Origin of the sequence: Nitrosovibrio sp. Nv6, from assembly GCF_900110495.1 — a bacterium.
Classification (GTDB): Bacteria; Pseudomonadota; Gammaproteobacteria; order Burkholderiales; family Nitrosomonadaceae; genus Nitrosospira.
Map to the genome: position 1 here is coordinate 47139 of NZ_FODX01000006.1, position 16563 is coordinate 63701.

Genomic DNA, 16563 nt, shown 5'->3' on the forward strand with positions numbered 1-16563 from the left:
TGATATCCGATTTCCGGCAGGAGTTCATTGAATTTGCCATCAGCCGTAACGTATTGTGCTTTGGTGAATTCAAAACTAAAGCAGGGCGAATGTCGCCATATTTTTTTAACGCCGGGCTGTTCAATGATGGGGATTCTCTGAGGAAGCTGGGTCAATTTTACGCCAAAGCGATTCTTGCTGCCCATCTTCAATTTGACATGCTATTTGGCCCTGCTTACAAAGGCATTCCGCTGGTGAGTTGTATTGCCATTGCGCTGGCCGAGCGTGGATATAACTACCCTTTCTGCTTCAACCGCAAGGAGTCGAAAGATCATGGCGAAGGCGGAAACCTCGTGGGCGCGCCGCTTGCAGGACGCGTGCTGATCGCGGACGATGTGATTTCCGCAGGTACTTCCGTGCGTGAGTCTGTTGGCCATATTCAGGCTGCTGGCGCTACGCCGGCAGGTGTGATTATCGCGCTTGATCGGATGGAGCGTGGAAACGGGACGCTTTCGGCGGTGCAAGAAGTTTATTGTGCTTATGGAATTCGCGTCGCGAGCATCGTCAACCTGGACGAAATTACAACTTATCTGCGGACCAGAAAAGACCAGGCGCACAATCTGCGCAAGGTTGAAGAATACCGCGCACGATATGGCATAGCTGATCAGACAGCCTAGTTGCTTGATGGATGTTCAGCAGGGGGCTGATTCAGAGGTTCATATGGCATTTCCTCCGGCGGGGTTGGCAGCATGATTTCTCCCTTCGAGTCGAAGCGCCTTCCGCCGATGGGCCCCATTCCGCCCAGTCGGCCGTGCAGCTGGTAGTCAGCCTTGGTACGGTCGCCAGTTGCGAAGTCGAATGCGTGACGAATCATTGCCGTTGCGGGTACGGTAACCGGAACGGTAATGACCGTTTCTCCAAAGCGCGGAACAACACCGCGCTGGGCGCTCACGCCGCTCGCGAAACTCATCCCCCGTAAATCCAGATCAAGCGCGATACCATCGTAATCAAGTGGTTTTTCGCTATGATTCTGAATCCTGAGGTGTACTGCGAAGCGCGCCTCCATGCCTTTTCCCTCCAGAGGCTCAAGTCCAGCGACGGAAATCCGAAGCGGATCCTGCCGCTCCAATGCCGCACATCCGGAAAGGAGGAGAAACAACGCCGAGACAAGCAATATGAGGTGGTTCATAGGTTACCAGCGCTACAAACCGAAATCATAACTCGAATAGTTCATGGTTTGACGCATTTGCGCTTATTTTTTGCCTGATATGAAGAAGCAGCTGATCGAGTATTATTTTTTAAGGGTGCGTTTCCCAAGGAACGCCTTGCTCGAGGAGCAAATTGCTGAAGGACGCGTTGCCCGGGGAGCGGAAAGCATACTGGAGACTACCCCTGCCGGTATCTAACCAGCAGGTTTGGATCGTTTATTACCTGCTGAACGACAGCTCATACTCCCATACATGTTTCAGCTCGAGTCCGCAGATAAGACGTCACATGTTCGAACGGCTGAGTTTGCTCCGTTCGCCCAGGTTAGGGTATTATTCATATCGAAGCTGGCTAGACAGTCGCTGCTTGCCTTTCAGCAATGAAAGGCAAGGGGAGGAAAGTCCGGGCTCCACAGAGCAGGATGCCGGTTAATGACCGGCCGCCGCGAGGTGAGGAATAGGGCCACAGAGACGAGCGTATTAAGTTACGGTGAAACGCGGTAACCTCCATCCGGAGCAAGACCAAATAGGCAGGCTATGATGCTGCTCGCTGAGCCTGCGGGTAGGTCGCTTGAGCGCGCGGGCAACCGCGCGTCTAGAGGAATGATTGTCCAAGACAGAACCCGGCTTATCGGCCAGCTTCCTTTGTTTTTGAACCTGATACACGGGAACATACCGGAACACGGCGAAAATGCGGCGTCAGCAGGAGTTGAAGCCGCGGAAAGGATAACAGAATTTGAAGAAATACTCTGCTTCCTCCCGACCGGTTTGTTATACAATCGGCGATTGCTCGCGCGGGTGCGAGGCGCCTGATCAATTTGCGGATTTGAAACGGAGATATTATGAAGAGAATTTTTGGGTGGGCTGCGGGGCTGGCATGGGCTACGCTGGTAGCGCTGGTAGCGTTGCCGGCTCATGCGCAACTCATGCTCGCCCATGAAGGCCATCATTCAGGTGACTGTGCCATCAAGTCAGGAGCTTTTCCCGTAGCTTTCAGTGCTTATGAAAAACCCAAGGGCGACCTTCCGCCCACTCATGCGTATTGCGATCATGTTCCGGAAACGGGCGAGTTGTATTTCACGGTGGATTTGACCGATCTCGATTCTCGCGAAATCCCCATAGCGCTGCGTCTTGTCATGGAAGGGCATGGAGAAGGTGGGCATGAGATTATGTCCGTACCAGCTAAACCTTATCCATCGGGAAGTATTACATTTTCGGTGAATCTGGAGGAACTCGGTCAATACGCCCTGCTACTGGAGACGGAGAAAGCGGGTAAAATGACCACAGCGGTACGGATTCCGATACATGTAGGTGGCGGCGGTGGCCATGATGGACATGGTTCAGGCTTTGGCATGACAGAAATTGCTTTGTTGCTGGGCATAGGGGGGGCTGCCGCTTTCTTCCTGTTGCGCCGCCGAACGAGCGCGAAGATGTCCTGACTGGTTAATTCGATCTCTCTGTTCAGTTATAACACTCGTTCAATAGTTGCGTCCTGTCAAGCCGGTAGACTACTGGTTTGACAGGACGTAAATATTGGACTCCCGTAGGGCATCAATAACCTATCCCTTGGAATAGCCATCCTTCGATTCATGACGAAGGCGGTAGTTGTCACCTGCCGATCTATTCGGGCGGAGTCTTCCTATCTGAGATATTCGAATCTCATGTACGGGAACCACTATCAAAGTAGAGGGAGAGGGGTCAAACACAGACTTTCACGGATTTTTCAGAGATCGCTGTCAATCCTCCACAGGAATAAAATTTCCTGATGTTATTGGAAAATAGTTTTGCGTAGCTCGGAAAAAGCGTTGCCCACATAGTCCATCTGTTCACTGCTGTGGGCTGCGCTAACGCTGCAACGCACCAATGAATTTCCTTCGGGCGCGGCAGGCGGTACGACCAGATTGACATAGATGCCGTGTTCAAGCAGACCCCTCCATAGCGCCAGCGCCTGCTGCGGCGTGTCAAGTATGGTTGCGATAACGGGACTGGGCTCCGGACCAAGCCGATAGCCGAGCTTATCGAGCCGGGAATATAGTTTATGTACATTCTGCCAGAGCTGCCGGCGTAATCCGGTACCGCCCCGCAGTAACCTGAGCGCCGCCCGTGTCGATGCAATGGTAGCCGGTGTAGGCGACGCGGTGAATATATACGGGCGGCTGACATAGCGTAATTGATCAAGTTGTGGATGTTTGCTCACACAATAGCCACCGATACCGCCCAGACTTTTACTGAAAGTACCGGTGATGAAATCAACTTCGCCAACAAGTCCCGTTTCTTCCACCAGACCCTGGCCTGTCTTACCCAGCACCCCGAGGGAATGCGCTTCGTCCAGAAGAAGTGTGCTGCCGTAAGTGTCTTTTAATTTAACGACATCAGCCAGCGGCGCTCGATCGCCCAGCATGCTGTAAATGCCTTCAACAATGATGAGCGTGGAACGAGAGCGATCTCCCAAACGCCGAAGGCGCTTTTCCAGATCGACCATATCATTATGTCTGAACCTGATAATCTCGGCGCCACTTAAGCGGCATCCATCATAAATACTTGCGTGGGAGTCGCCATCAATAAGAACAACGTCACCAGCGCCCGCCAAGCCAGAGATCGTGGCGAGATTGGCTTGATAACCGGTTGTGAATACGATGCAGGAATGGCATTGGTAAAAATCTGCAAACTCCTGCTCAAGGGCGCGGTGACCACTGTAACTGCCGTTGGCCATGCGTGATCCCGTCGTGCCTGTGCCCTCGCTATCGATCGCCGCATGGGCTGCCTGCAGGCATTCGGGCGCGAATGTGAGCCCCAGATAGTTGTTCGTACCGAGGAATAGTATGCGGCGTTCGCCAATTTTTGCCTCGGTGGAAGAATAAACTGCATCTATGGGCGTACCAAAAACCTCAACGTCTTCAGGTAACAGGGCTTTTCGCGCCGCCGCAACGGCATCAAGCTTATCTAGCAAACTCATTTATTTTGCAGTTCTTATCTGATGAATTAACGTCGCGAGCTCGTGAACAGTCTGAACATCCGCAAGCGCATTGATTGGCACGGAAATATCAAACTCATCCTCGATTTCCATGATCAAATTCAATAACTTGACGGAGTCGATTGCAAGCTGATTAATAAGATCCGTGTCCGGTGTAATTTCTACATCAGGACCGGTAAATTGCTTGAGATGGTGGCACAGTTTCTGCAGTACATCGGTGTAATCGCTCGCCATGGCTTGGTTCTGATTTGATTTGACGGGTTAAAATTATATTGCTTATATTGCTTCAGGCAAGGCATCACGCAGTTGAACGGAAGGTTGCCAGTTGGGAAGCGCCCGGGTCAGAGGCGTAATATCGCACACCCAGTTGGGATGGCGTAACTCCCTGACCTTCCCCGGCGTCAGCATTGGGGAATATCGCAGTAACCGGGCCAACCACAAATTAATGGTGGCGATCACCGAAACAAGTGCTCCTGGAAAGAAAATGCAATGCACAGGCCGTTGCCAGACCCCTTGTGCAATGTCCGCCACGGATTGACTATCGTAGCCCCCCGGCATTCCGTCATCGAGCTCATAAAGTCCTCGCACAGGCGTCTCGCTGGAAAGCCAGCAGATAATAGCCGTGACCAAATCATCGACGTGCAGTAAACCAAAGCGCATCGCACGCGGCCCGACCATTGGTAATATCCCGCGTTGGGTCACTCTGAAGAGGGGGCTCATTTCCTTATCGCCTGGACCATAAACCGCAGTCGGGCGAAAAACTGCACATGCCATTTTGTCCGAGCAGTCGCTCAACACCTGCTCAGCCATGCGCTTACTGGTTGCATACCAGGAAAGCTCCGGTTGTCTTGCAGCAAGGGAGGATATAAGGAGAAAACGAGGCGGCGAACTTTGCTCCATCGAGGCGCGCGCCAGATTTTCCGTACCGCCAACATTGGTATGAACGAAATCATCAAGAGAACTGCCCCGGACCTGGCCGGCGCAATGCACGACGGCAACAGTATCTTTGACAAGTCGCCGCAATGCATCGACGTCGTCCAGATCGCCTTCGATCCATTGCGTAAACTCATCATCTACGCGTGGGCGCCTGGTCAAGGCCCTGACCTTCCACCCTTCCTTGATCAGTGACTGTAAAAGCGCACGACCAATAAAGCCGGTGGCGCCAGTCACGGCCACCAATGACTGCGACATCTCCCGATTATATGTCCCCAGACTCGGCTGATAGCTGGTCTGTCAGGTTGGTTCGCTGTATGAACCCCTGGCGTGCCGCAAAACGCGATAATTTCCCGGAGGAGGTCCGAGGCAACGTATGCGGAGGAACCAATTCAACCAGGCAATTAACGCCGAACGCCATGTACACAAGCCGCTGCAATCTGCTGGTGAGAGATTGCCGATCTGTTACTGACGTTAGGCGACATTCGATAACCAGAACAATCGTCGTAGCGTCATTAGCGTCAGTTATGCCAAAAGCGGATGCTTCCCGGGTCCTCACCTCAGGCTGCTGCTCGGCAAGTTCTTCTATATCCTGAGCGCGAATGTTCCGTCCGTTGACAATTATTACATCGGTGCGGCGGCCAGTAACATAAAGCTCGCCATCAAAAAGGAATCCCAGATCGCCCGTATCCAACCAATTGCCAGGCTGGAGCGTTTTCCGGGTATCTTCCGGATTATTAAAGTAACCCGTCATAATACTGCTACCTTGCACCAGAACGCTGCCAACCCTTAAATCCGGCAACTCCTGCCCGGCATCATCGACCACCTTGACTGTATGTCCGGGCAAGGCGCGGCCGCAATTTACAAATTCGCTATATTTCCTGCCATCCGCCTGTAATCGAATTGCCATCTTTTTATCAACCAGGGTTCCTGCATCAACTCGCAGGCTCTGAAAACCCTGACCAACTTGAGAAAAAGTGACCGCAAGTGTCGATTCGGCCAGCCCGTAGCAGGGGAGGAAGGCCCGTGCATCAAATCCCGCAGGTGCGAATTTTTCCGCAAAATTCCTCAGGGTATCGGGTCGGATCATTTCGGCGCCGACGCCAGCGGCGCGCCAGCTGCTAAGATCAAGATCTTCCAGGTCGGAATCGCGAACCCGCAGGGTGCAGAGTTTAAGACCAAATGGCTGACTAAACGCCACAGTAGCGCGATTCCTGCTAATCAGCCGCAACCATTGAAGTGGTCTGATCGCGAAATCCCGTGTTGCCAGATAATCAACAGAAACCTGTGCCACCATGGGGGCCATCACCATGCCAACCAGGCCCATGTCGTGATAAAACGGCAGCCAGGACGCGCAACGGTCACCCGCGTGAATTTCCAATCCATGGCGAACAATTCCCTGCAGATTGCTCATCAATGCGCGTTCTGTAATGATCACTCCGCGCGGAACACGGGTGCTCCCGGAGGTAAATTGGAGATAGGCGATTTCATCAGGATGATTCAGCGGCAGGGTCGCATCTGGAAGCGGGAAATTACCGAGTTGCTCCGGAGTACCGACCCAGCGCAATTGCTGCGACCCCTCGGCAGCTTCTTCGAGGAAGTTAATATAATCCACATTGGCGACTGCGGCACTCGCCTGGCCGGCTTCAAGCATGCCGCGAAGCTGTTGAACATACACCGCATGACTGCCGAGATTGACCGGGACGGGCATTGCAAAAGGAATCAGTCCCGCGAACCGGCATGCAAAAAATAATTCGACAAACTCCGGGGTGGTATCGGCAATAATTGCCACACGATCGCCACTGGTCAGACCAATGCCGAGCAGCCGTTGCGCCGAGATACGGGCATTTTGCCTTAGCGCTTGATAGGGAAGGACTGAGCGTAGATTGCCTCTGGCATCGTAAAAATTATATCCAGCAGTCCCCGCTGCCGCATATTCCAATGCAGCGGTCAAGGTTTCAAAGTCAGCCAATCTCTGAATTTGAGTGTTATGAGTCGGTGTTGGGGTTATTGCTATCGGTGACTCGTTTAATAACCGAGGATCAAACGCTTGCGTTAGCGGAGCGTTCAACTTCGCTATTGTTGAACTCAAGGTCTTCCCCTCCAAATTAATGGTGCTAGTCATCTTTTTGTAATGTAAAGGATTCCGATCGGAAACATTATTCTCGTTGCAATTATCCGCTGATGGCTGAATCGAGGCGCTCAGCTTGAAAATCAAATTATTAAAGCAAAAATCCCACGTACCGCCCCCTAAAACCGACACGTGTTAATTTAATCAATTAACGAGCTCCTATTATAGCTACCTGTCGGAGCACCGCGACCTATATATACGGGGTAAAAACACCAAACACCGCCGGGCCTCCGCACGCAGATGCCGTTTAAATAAATAATTGCAGGTTTTTCGCTCGTTTTCCAGGGCTGCAAGAGCAACAGGGTCCATTCTGTACGAGTTGGCAGCCAATATAAAGAGATTTTGGAGAATGGAAGAGAAATGTGTAGCTTTTTTGCAACACTTGCTCGAAACCAGCGATACCAATTTTGGTCCTGCGAAGCTGACCTCAATTTATCTGGCTGCACGTGCGGCATTCTACATCAACACAAGTGCCGAATGGACGAGTAGTTTCAATCGCCAAACGAGTCCCACCCCGTAGCCAGGCGTTTTACCAAGTGTTGTTAAATGCGCCCCTATTTTGCCGCAAGGTATCGGCAACTCCGGAAACCGGAACCCAATACTTCAGGCTCCAACCCATGCTTTCGCGTCCCCGTAATCATTGAATACCCTGATGTCGGCGTCAACGAATAAATTAGACACCCACGCACTCCAGGCACGCCATTGGTTCTCGGTGATTATTGCGACCCGATTGAATTCGCTGCCGTGTTCCCGGATGAACTTGATGTCCTCCCATACGACGTCGACGGTGTAATCCACCATATCGCGCCAATCGAACAGTACGTTCAATTTGCCGTCGCCCCGCGATTTCCGGAGCACCTGCCCCTCGAATTCCTTGTAGTCAGCCAAGGTAAATTCACCGAAAACGGCAACGCTGATCAGATTATCAGTTTCCTGAATGGTAATCATGGTAATCCCGACAAAACGCGAATTCTACAGGCATACTAATAGTCCTTGATGTGCGGTTCGATTTCCCGTCGCAAAAATTCATGGAAGTGTGCCATACCATCTTCCATCGGCGACTGATAGGGGCCGGTTTCGTTGATCCCCCGCTCAAACAGGGCCCGGCGTCCGGCGGTTATCAGCTTGCAGATTTCATCATCCTCGACCGCGGTTTCGTGGTAGGCCGCTTGTTCTGCTTCAATAAATTCACGTTCAAACAACGCTATGTCTTCTGGATAATAAAATTCGACCACGTTTGTGCAGCGCTCTGTTCCCGCTGGAAGCACCATGCTGATAATCAATACATGAGGATACCATTCTAACATGATGTTGGGATAGTAGAGCATCCAGATCGCGCCGTGCCTTGGCGTTTTTCCCGCGGTTTGACGTAATAGTTGTTCATGCCATCTGGCGTAAACCGGCGTACCTGGTCGAGTGAGATCATTGTTTATACCTACGGTCTGTACGTTGTACCATTCTTGAAATTCCCATGCCAACCTGGTGGTATCAACGAAGTTGCCCAGCCCTGGATGATACGATTCGACGTGATAGTCTTCGAGATAAACCTCGATAAAAGTCTTCCAATTGCAAGCGTATTCTTCTATCTGAACGCATTCCAGCACATGGCCGGAAAAGTCGAAATCCTGGAGCACGCTCAAGTTCGCCAGGTCGCGTGCCACATTTCGCTTGCCTTCAAAGAGCAGGCCGTTCCAATTCTGCAATGGCGTATTGCCAAGATTGAGGCAGGGATTTTCGGAAAAATGGGGAGCACCAAGCAGTGTGCCGTGCAAATCGTATGTCCAGCGGTGTATGGGGCAAACAATGTTTCGGGTATTGCCACGGCCCTTGAGCAGCAGAGATTGCCGGTGGCGGCAGACGTTCGACAATAGCTCAATGCCGCCTTTGTTACGCACCAGTATTTTGGCATTGCTCATCCATTCCGGCACATAATAATCACCCACCTCCGGCAGCATGATTTCATGGCCGACGTAACCGGGCCCCCGCTCAAATAAATAACGCTTTTCCAAATCGAGAATACGGGGATCGAGATACCAGTCAATAGGCAGTTGCGTCGGCGCCAGTTGGAAAACATCAACGAGATCGGACATATCCGTTACTTTAGACCTTTTCGAGGAGTAAAAAAGATAGTTGAAATATTAAAATGCTGACCAAATGCAGCAAGAAATCCGGAAAGGGCCTGCTCTCTCCCGGAAACGCTTATAATCTCGACTAAGAGACCCTTTTTGAGGGAAAGTTTCGTGGATATAATTGACCTGACCCCGCTTATTGCGTTATTTTTGTAGCTTCCCGGCAATATACCTATTCCGTGACAGATGTGTTTATCATGACAAAGCCCGCTAACCCCGTCAAATTTTCGCCGCCGGAAAGTTTTGAAGCCGCACTGGCCGAATTGGAAAGCATTGTAGTAGAAATGGAAGCAGGGCAAATGCCACTTGAGCTGTCGCTCGAAGCTCACAAACGTGGCACGGAGTTGTTACAATACTGCCAATCAAAGCTACAGAACGCACAACAACAGGTACGTCTTCTTGAGGCCGAAACACTGAAAAATTTCTCCCCATCCGGTATCGATGACCGCTGATTTCCAGGATTGGGCGAGGAGCCGCCAGGTACGCATAGAAAATTCCCTGCAGACCCTGCTTCCCGCCGCAAATGTTGCCCCCGAGCGTCTGCACGACGCGATGCGTTACACCGTTCTCGGTGGAGGCAAGCGCGTGCGTCCGCTGCTGGCCTTTGCGGCGGGAGAGCTGAACGGGGCGGATGAGGAGCGTGTGACAATCGCTGCCGCCGCAGTAGAGCTCATACATGCCTATTCGCTGGTGCATGATGATTTGCCTTGTATGGATAACGACGTGTTGCGGCGGGGTAAGCCGACTTGTCATGTCGAGTATGGCGAAGCCATTGCCTTGTTGGCGGGCGACAGTTTGCAAAGCCTGGCCTTTCAATTGCTGGCCGAAAACTGCCTGGCGGATAACCCGCAGATACAATTACAAATGATCAAGCGCTTGGCATACGCCTCGGGCTCGCGTGGCATGGCCGGCGGACAGGCGGTTGATCTCGCCAGCGTCGGCAAGATGTTAAGTCTGCCAGAGCTGGAATTCATGCATATTCACAAGACTGGAGCTCTTATCCGTGCTGCCGTCATGCTTGGCGCCTCTTGCGGTAGCCGCTTGTCCGAAAACCAGCTGATGAGCCTTGATCATTTCGCCAAATGCATGGGCCTTGCGTTCCAGGTAGTGGACGATCTGCTGGATGCAGAAGCTACCACCGCGACGTTAGGCAAAACCGCCGGGAAGGACGCCGAAAATAATAAACCAACATACGTGAGCATTCTGGGAGGCGTCCAGGCACGTGAACTGGCCGAAGCGTTGCGGCGCGATGCATATCAGTCGTTGGAGCCTTTTGGTGCAATGGCGGAGCGGTTGCGGCAAGTAACCGACTTCATCATCCAGCGGGAGTTTTAAGGCCGGTATATTTCCCATGGTAAAGAATATTATTATTTTCAAGGTTTAAATGTATCCACTGCTTGATACCATCACTTCCCCTTCCAAATTGCGCAAGTTGGAACGCAAGATGCTGCCGCAACTTGCCGATGAGTTGCGCCGGTTCCTGGTTGAATCTGTTTCCAAAACGGGCGGGCACCTATCCTCCAATCTTGGCACGGTCGAGCTGACGATAGCACTACATTATGTTTTCAACACGCCGCATGACCGCGTGGTATGGGATGTAGGTCATCAGACTTATGCCCACAAAATTCTGACCAGCCGGCGGGAGGGCATGAGCAAATTGCGAATGCAGGGCGGCATCGCGGGATTTCCACGGCGGGACGAAAGCGAATACGACGCCTTTGGTACAGCGCACTCCAGCACTTCCATCAGTGCCGCATTGGGCATGGCGGTCGCGTCGCAGCGGGAGGGTAAAGGCCGATGCGCAGTTGCGGTGATCGGCGATGGCGCCATGAGCGCGGGGATGGCATTCGAAGCCTTGAACAACGCCGGTGCCATGAACACCAATCTGCTGGTGATTCTAAATGACAACGACATGTCAATTTCGCGTCCGGTAGGTGCGCTCAACAATTATCTCGCAAGGCTCATGTCCGGGCGGTTTTATGCCACGGCACGCCGCGCCGGGGAAAAAATGCTGGGCGTGGTTCCGCCCGTGCTGGAACTCGCCAAGCGCGCCGAAGAGCATGTAAAAGGCATGGTAACCCCTAGTACATTGTTTGAAGAATTCGGCTTCAACTATATCGGTCCCATTGATGGTCATGACCTTGATGTGCTGGTTGGCACCCTCAACAACATCAAACATCTTGACGGCCCCCAGTTCCTGCATATCGTAACGCGTAAAGGCGCGGGTTATAAGGCGGCGGAGGAAGACCCGATTCTTTACCATGGGGTAACCAAGTTTAATCCCGACGCGGGAATTATCCTCAAAGCCGCCGCCAAGCCTTCCTATACGCAGATTTTTGGAGATTGGCTGTGCGATATGGCCGCATTGGATCAGCGTCTCGTAGGTATCACGCCGGCGATGCGCGAAGGCTCGGGCCTGGTGAGATTTTCCCAGGAGTATCCTGATCGTTATTTTGATGTCGGGATCGCGGAGCAGCACGCGGTCACTTTTGCCGCGGGCCTAGCTTGCGATGGAATGAAGCCGGTAGTGGCTATCTATTCGACTTTTTTGCAACGGGCTTATGACCAATTGATCCACGACGTCGCTATCCAGAATCTCCCGGTAGTATTCGCCATCGACCGCGCAGGATTAGTCGGCGCAGATGGTCCCACTCACGCCGGCAGCTTCGATTTAACCTATCTACGCTGTATTCCGAACATTACTGTGATGGCCCCCGCTGACGAGAATGAGTGCCGTCAGATGCTCTATACCGCGTTTCAGATGGATACACCGACAGCGGTGCGATATCCTCGCGGCGCCGGGACAGGCGTAACACCGCAAAAGCAAATGGAGATGTTACCGATAGGATGTGGGGAGATTCGCCGCGAAGGAGTAAAAATCGCGCTGCTGTCGTTTGGCAGCATGCTCAAACCCTGTCTTGAAGCGGCAGAAGAATTAAATGCTACCGTTGCGAACATGCGTTTTATCAAGCCGTTGGACAACGAACTGATCTTATCTTTAGCGGCAAACCACGAATTGCTGGTGACGGTGGAAGAAAATACCATCATGGGCGGTGCAGGTAGCGCTGTGCTGGAATCGCTGGCAAGCAGCGGACACGCCGTTCCGCTGCTGCAATTGGGTTTGCCGGACGTTTTCATAGATCAGGGCGATACCTCTCAAATGCTGACCGATTGCGGGCTGGACAAGGCGGCCATCATGAGGGCCGTCAGAGCGAGATTCTCTGAGTAGCCGGCTCCACTCTCCGGTATACATATTTCATGCTGTGCCCCCATCAGGAAGTCAACACCCATGAACGACATGAATGTTCCCATTGCGGATGTGCAGGGCGCGTTTGATACGCGGCATATTGCGATCAATCGGGCGGGGATCAGGTCAATTCGTCATCCGGTAAAGATAATGGACAAGGGGGTCATTCAGCATACGGTTGCCGTGTTCAATATGGGTGTGTATTTACCCCATCACTTCAAAGGGGTGCACATGTCGCGTTTCGTGGAGATACTGAACGACCACGACAGTGCAATCTCGGTAGAATCTTTTGAAAGCGTGCTACAAGCCATGATAAAGAGACTTGAAGCGGAGGCCGGCAGCATCGAGATGACGTTTCCTTATTTCATCAGCAAAACTGCGCCCGTTTCCCGAATAAAGAGTCTGCTGGATTATGAGGTAACTTTCGTCGGTCAAATTGATAGCGGAGGCTACCAGTTCACGATGAAAGTCGTCGTGCCTGTGACCAGTCTGTGTCCGTGCTCGAAGCAGGTTTCGGCATATGGGGCTCACAATCAGCGGTCCCATATGTCAATATCAATTCGGAGCAACAGCTTTGTCTGGATCGAGGAATTGATACGGATTGCCGAAGACCAGGCGTCATGTGAGCTCTATGGATTGCTGAAACGTTCGGATGAAAAGTATGTCACCGAAAAGGCTTACGACAATCCCAAATTCGTCGAGGATGTGGTGCGCGATTTGGCGGCAGTACTCAACCGCGATACGCGCATAGACGCATACGTAGTGGAGGCGGAAAATTTTGAATCCATCCACAATCATTCGGCTTACGCGCTGATTGAACGGGATAAATTGAAGAATTGAGCTTGTCATTAGCAGCGGTTGACGAAGGCTGCCTCGCACGCAATATTCATGGGCGAATTACCTTTTGCCGGTGGAGGTCGAGATAATCTCTTCTGAAGAAACCCAAAATTGACCTTTTCTTGACAGGAAGGTATATTATCGCCCTTTCCGGGGTGTAGCGTAGCCTGGTAGCGCGCCTGGTTTGGGACCAGGATGTCGGGAGTTCAAATCTCTCCACCCCGACCATTCATGTTAATCTGAGGCGAAATCCGATTTGAGTGGTGCCCGTAGCTCAACCGGATAGAGCACCAGCCTTCTAAGCTGGGGGTTACAGGTTCGATTCCTGTCGGGCACGCCATAGACTATCTTTTCTAGCGAATGGCGCCTGAGCTTCAGACGATGCATTATGGTTTCTCCGATGGTGGCTGTAGCTCAGTGGTAGAGTCCCGGATTGTGATTCCGGTTGTCGTGGGTTCGATCCCCATCAGCCACCCCATCAAAATCAAGGCACTAGAATACTTTTTTTGCCCCTTCCTGATTTTTCTAAAGGTTATCTTGGGCAATTGGAAAGTTGTCCAAGATAACAAGCCTGTTTTCCTGCCGAACTGATATAGCCGAGTCGAATGCCGCGTTTGGAGTATAGAACCTTTCGATGTAATCGAAGATGTCTGATTGCGGGTGTAAGTTGCCATCGCTGAGGCGCTCTATCTTCGGTGTGGAGAAGAAACTTTCCATCACGGCGTGTTATCACAGTTGACGAGTTGCCGTTGCTCCCGTACCCAGCGATGAAGCGTGTTGCTTTGATCCCCAAATCCCTCTAAATCCCTCTAAATCCCCACTTCGCAGATGCCAGACTGACTTGCGAGCCAGACCGCCTCGCGCTTGAACTGCAAAGAAAACTGCGCTTAAAACCGCAAATTTCCTGTCCAGAAGAAATGAGGGCTGCGGCGTCGATCGTTATTACACTCGTCCCTCGTCCAACTGCCGCTGGTGTCTCGTTATTCTATAAGCTACTGAATATGAGCCTGTTTTAAGCCAGGCATGAACCTTGCTTGGCGTTAAAAGGATCGATGATTGTTGCAATCAGAAGTCACGAGTAACCCAAACCACGAGGAGAATAAGAATATGGTTTCCGATAAGGCTCACGTTTTGGATAGTGCAACACCGGTAGCACGAATGAGAAAGGACGGATTGATGGAACGATTGACGTTAACAGTCGGCCGCGCCAGCCTAACCAGCATTGTTGTACTGTCTCTTCTCTTACTTGGAAAATCATCTTACGCAACAACGTTTACTGAGATTGGAGACACAGGCAATCTTCCGGGTACTGCACAGATAGCGAGTGTCGTTGGACTTCTCACAGAAATTCACGGAACATTGAGTCCGGCAGATGGAGACGCCCAGGATATGTATCTCATACATATCGCTGGCAGTGGAACTTTTTCAGCTACTACCGTGGGTGGGATAGGTTTCGACAGCGAACTATTTCTTTTCGATGCAAGTGGAAAGGGCGTATATGCAAATGATGATGTTGCTTCTAGAGACTTCGCCCCGTCAACGCTCCCTGCTGGCAATCCACTCACACCCATTACTGCTGGAGATTACTACCTGGCAATTACACAATGCTGTTCCGCGCCAATCAGTTCGGGTGGTCAAATCTTTACGATCGCAGGGCCGAACCATCGCGCTCTAAGCGGTCCGACCGGCGCTGGAGGTGATTCACCGGTTACAGGGTACTCGGGCGGATTTGTTCAGATTCCTACGCTGGGTGGGCCTTATCAGATATTTCTTACAGGTGCTCATTTTACAGGTACTCATGCTGCAGTCGTCTCGGAGCCACACACATTCGCGTTAATGCTTGCCGGGTTAGGCATGATGGGTTTCATCGGGCGCCATCATCGCAAAATAAAGTCAAAACCAAGCTAGCTTGGATCTAGATACTGGGCTGGGTTTTGTTGGCGATGGAAGGGAGACTTCTTTAAGGAAGCGTTGAACACATCATCAGATTTGAGATAATAGCGCATCCCACTCGCGTGGCCGTCAGCCCATGGTGCTGAGGAGTATGTTCGTATCTACTCATGCAGAACTGGTTCAATCTGTGGAATCTCTCGGCAAGTCAGAAGCAGCGCAACCGCAAACTTTCCTCTATCCGGGCACGGGTGGAACAATGTATTCCGGGTGACCAAGCGACAATTTGGCTTTGTCAGAACCCAGCACTATGCATAGCGTCAGGCATATGCCCATCTCCTATCACAGTGCATCCTGTCCGGTTCAATTGGGGGCTAGTCTAGGCTTGGCGAATCTGCACTTGCTGCGCAGGCAGTTATTGGCGCCTGAGGGGCGAAATCCATCCGCTACGCCCTAGGGCAACGATGAAACAGAAAAAAGGGAAACTCGGCAATAAAATATGGCCGGGAAATGAACTGTCGGTTTTCGTGCTAAATAAACAGCAGCTAGCACTTCCTTAAGCATCGGGCTTTTTTAAGTATTGAGCTTTAGTCCAATTATCTTTGCGCCTGCGCCTCTTAGGCTACAGGGACAATATTACCCGTAGGAGTCCTATGAAGTCGTGCAAGACGCAGGTGTGCTTTGCAGCCTCACTTCAAAGATAGAATTCTCAGGCCCGCCACTTTAATAACCGCAATAAGAACGGCATAGTCGGTTTGGCATCAGGCAGAACATCAACGTCAGCACGATTGATGAAATCCTCGCCATAGGCAATGATCGTAATCTTGTACGCGTTAACCCACGGAAATAATATCTCTTGGTTTTTCAGGGTTACCAGCAATCAAAGGCCACTCATCAGGCATTGCCATGTCATTGATTTAGCTATAAATCATGCCTTGGCGACTTTCCCTCATGTCTGGCGGTACCATTCAATACCGTCCAATTGGAAAGATTCGTCAATCCTTTCACGCTGTCCATACAAGCAGTTCACTTCTGGGACAACAATCTGTCAAATGTAACAAGAATTTTTCCTACCCGTGGTTCAGCCTTTGGATTGAACTGCGACCCCACTAAAGCGTCTCTTTTGAGAGACAACTAAAAGCCATAATAAACAGCACATTATCGATGCAGATAGATACTTGGTTCTTTTTTTGGAGACAATGTCGCCACGCAGTCTACCTGCTAACTCCATGGTTTTA

At 51.5% G+C, this 16563-nt stretch carries 14 protein-coding genes, 3 tRNA genes and 1 other RNA gene; 11 read left to right on the forward strand and 7 right to left on the reverse strand.

Annotated features, from left to right (window positions below):
* Window positions 1–2 precede the first annotated feature (2 nt).
* On the forward strand, window positions 3–656 hold the full coding sequence (pyrE, locus tag BMX66_RS12095; protein WP_090882797.1) for an orotate phosphoribosyltransferase: 654 nt from the start codon (window positions 3–5) through the stop codon (window positions 654–656).
* Here the strand turns inward: pyrE and BMX66_RS12100 are convergent.
* Window positions 653–1168, reverse strand: a complete 516-nt coding sequence (locus BMX66_RS12100; RefSeq protein ID WP_090882550.1) for an LEA/WHy family protein — start codon at window positions 1166–1168, stop codon at window positions 653–655. The two genes, pyrE and BMX66_RS12100, sit on opposite strands and share 4 nt — an antisense overlap.
* A 360-nt stretch (window positions 1169–1528) precedes the next feature.
* Between BMX66_RS12100 and rnpB the strand changes: the two genes are divergently transcribed.
* Window positions 1529–1831, forward strand: an RNA gene (rnpB, locus tag BMX66_RS12105) — RNase P RNA component class A.
* Between the two features lie 195 nt (window positions 1832–2026).
* A complete protein-coding gene (locus BMX66_RS12110; protein WP_090882553.1) occupies window positions 2027–2623 on the forward strand; it encodes a hypothetical protein in 597 nt (198 codons plus the stop codon).
* Window positions 2624–2952: 329 nt separating this feature from the next.
* Here the strand turns inward: BMX66_RS12110 and BMX66_RS12115 are convergent, their stop codons facing one another.
* From BMX66_RS12115 to BMX66_RS12140, 6 genes are all read right to left on the reverse strand, one after another.
* Entirely contained in the window at window positions 2953–4140 is a 1188-nt protein-coding gene (locus BMX66_RS12115) for a serine palmitoyltransferase (protein WP_090882554.1), read from the reverse strand.
* Window positions 4141–4392: an acyl carrier protein gene (locus BMX66_RS12120; RefSeq protein WP_090882556.1), complete on the reverse strand. Its 252-nt coding sequence runs from the start codon at window positions 4390–4392 to the stop codon at window positions 4141–4143.
* Window positions 4393–4434: 42 nt separating this feature from the next.
* Window positions 4435–5349 carry an NAD-dependent epimerase/dehydratase family protein gene (locus BMX66_RS12125; protein WP_090882558.1) on the reverse strand — a complete coding sequence of 305 codons (915 nt, stop codon included), beginning with the start codon at window positions 5347–5349 and terminating at the stop codon, window positions 4435–4437.
* 7 nt (window positions 5350–5356) lie between these two features.
* On the reverse strand, window positions 5357–7183 hold the full coding sequence (locus BMX66_RS12130) for a fatty acyl-AMP ligase (protein WP_090882799.1): 1827 nt from the start codon (window positions 7181–7183) through the stop codon (window positions 5357–5359).
* Between the two features lie 642 nt (window positions 7184–7825).
* A complete protein-coding gene (locus BMX66_RS12135; RefSeq protein WP_090882560.1) occupies window positions 7826–8170 on the reverse strand; it encodes a SpoIIAA family protein in 345 nt (114 codons plus the stop codon).
* Between the two features lie 35 nt (window positions 8171–8205).
* Window positions 8206–9312, reverse strand: a complete 1107-nt coding sequence (locus BMX66_RS12140) for an aromatic ring-hydroxylating oxygenase subunit alpha (protein WP_090882561.1) — start codon at window positions 9310–9312, stop codon at window positions 8206–8208.
* A 236-nt stretch (window positions 9313–9548) separates the two neighbouring features.
* On the opposite strand from BMX66_RS12140, the gene BMX66_RS12145 reads away from it, so the two are divergent.
* The 8 genes from BMX66_RS12145 to BMX66_RS12185 all read left to right on the forward strand — a co-directional run bounded on the left by BMX66_RS12145 (window position 9549) and on the right by BMX66_RS12185 (window position 15343).
* Window positions 9549–9803: an exodeoxyribonuclease VII small subunit gene (locus BMX66_RS12145; RefSeq protein WP_090882563.1), complete on the forward strand. Its 255-nt coding sequence runs from the start codon at window positions 9549–9551 to the stop codon at window positions 9801–9803.
* The gene (locus tag BMX66_RS12150; protein ID WP_090882565.1) at window positions 9793–10686 is read left to right on the forward strand and encodes a polyprenyl synthetase family protein; all 894 of its coding nucleotides are present in this window, start codon (window positions 9793–9795) and stop codon (window positions 10684–10686) included. The genes BMX66_RS12145 and BMX66_RS12150 overlap by 11 nt, the downstream gene beginning before the upstream one ends.
* A 49-nt stretch (window positions 10687–10735) precedes the next feature.
* Entirely contained in the window at window positions 10736–12580 is a 1845-nt protein-coding gene (dxs, locus tag BMX66_RS12155; protein WP_090882567.1) for a 1-deoxy-D-xylulose-5-phosphate synthase, read from the forward strand.
* Between the two features lie 60 nt (window positions 12581–12640).
* Window positions 12641–13438 carry a GTP cyclohydrolase FolE2 gene (folE2, locus tag BMX66_RS12160; protein ID WP_090882569.1) on the forward strand — a complete coding sequence of 266 codons (798 nt, stop codon included), beginning with the start codon at window positions 12641–12643 and terminating at the stop codon, window positions 13436–13438.
* Window positions 13439–13586: 148 nt separating this feature from the next.
* A tRNA-Pro gene (locus BMX66_RS12165) sits at window positions 13587–13663 on the forward strand.
* A 35-nt stretch (window positions 13664–13698) separates the two neighbouring features.
* A tRNA-Arg gene (locus BMX66_RS12170) sits at window positions 13699–13775 on the forward strand.
* A 63-nt stretch (window positions 13776–13838) separates the two neighbouring features.
* Window positions 13839–13913 (forward strand) — tRNA-His (locus BMX66_RS12175).
* A gap of 578 nt (window positions 13914–14491) precedes the next feature.
* On the forward strand, window positions 14492–15343 hold the full coding sequence (locus BMX66_RS12185; RefSeq protein WP_143058231.1) for a DVUA0089 family protein: 852 nt from the start codon (window positions 14492–14494) through the stop codon (window positions 15341–15343).
* Window positions 15344–16563: the final 1220 nt, after the last annotated feature.

Excerpts from the sequence above, each read along its gene's own strand:
- BMX66_RS12135 (WP_090882560.1), bottom strand. The coding sequence starts at position 8,170 with ATGATTACCATTCAGGAAACTGATAATCTGATCAGCGTTGCCGTTTTC.
- dxs (WP_090882567.1), top strand. The coding sequence starts at position 10,736 with ATGTATCCACTGCTTGATACCATCACTTCCCCTTCCAAATTGCGCAAG.
- BMX66_RS12110 (WP_090882553.1), top strand. The coding sequence starts at position 2,027 with ATGAAGAGAATTTTTGGGTGGGCTGCGGGGCTGGCATGGGCTACGCTG.
- BMX66_RS12125 (WP_090882558.1), bottom strand. The coding sequence starts at position 5,349 with ATGTCGCAGTCATTGGTGGCCGTGACTGGCGCCACCGGCTTTATTGGT.
- BMX66_RS12100 (WP_090882550.1), bottom strand. The coding sequence starts at position 1,168 with ATGAACCACCTCATATTGCTTGTCTCGGCGTTGTTTCTCCTCCTTTCC.
- BMX66_RS12145 (WP_090882563.1), top strand. The coding sequence starts at position 9,549 with ATGACAAAGCCCGCTAACCCCGTCAAATTTTCGCCGCCGGAAAGTTTT.
- BMX66_RS12115 (WP_090882554.1), bottom strand. The coding sequence starts at position 4,140 with ATGAGTTTGCTAGATAAGCTTGATGCCGTTGCGGCGGCGCGAAAAGCC.
- folE2 (WP_090882569.1), top strand. The coding sequence starts at position 12,641 with ATGAACGACATGAATGTTCCCATTGCGGATGTGCAGGGCGCGTTTGAT.
- BMX66_RS12150 (WP_090882565.1), top strand. The coding sequence starts at position 9,793 with ATGACCGCTGATTTCCAGGATTGGGCGAGGAGCCGCCAGGTACGCATA.
- BMX66_RS12140 (WP_090882561.1), bottom strand. The coding sequence starts at position 9,312 with ATGTCCGATCTCGTTGATGTTTTCCAACTGGCGCCGACGCAACTGCCT.
- BMX66_RS12120 (WP_090882556.1), bottom strand. The coding sequence starts at position 4,392 with ATGGCGAGCGATTACACCGATGTACTGCAGAAACTGTGCCACCATCTC.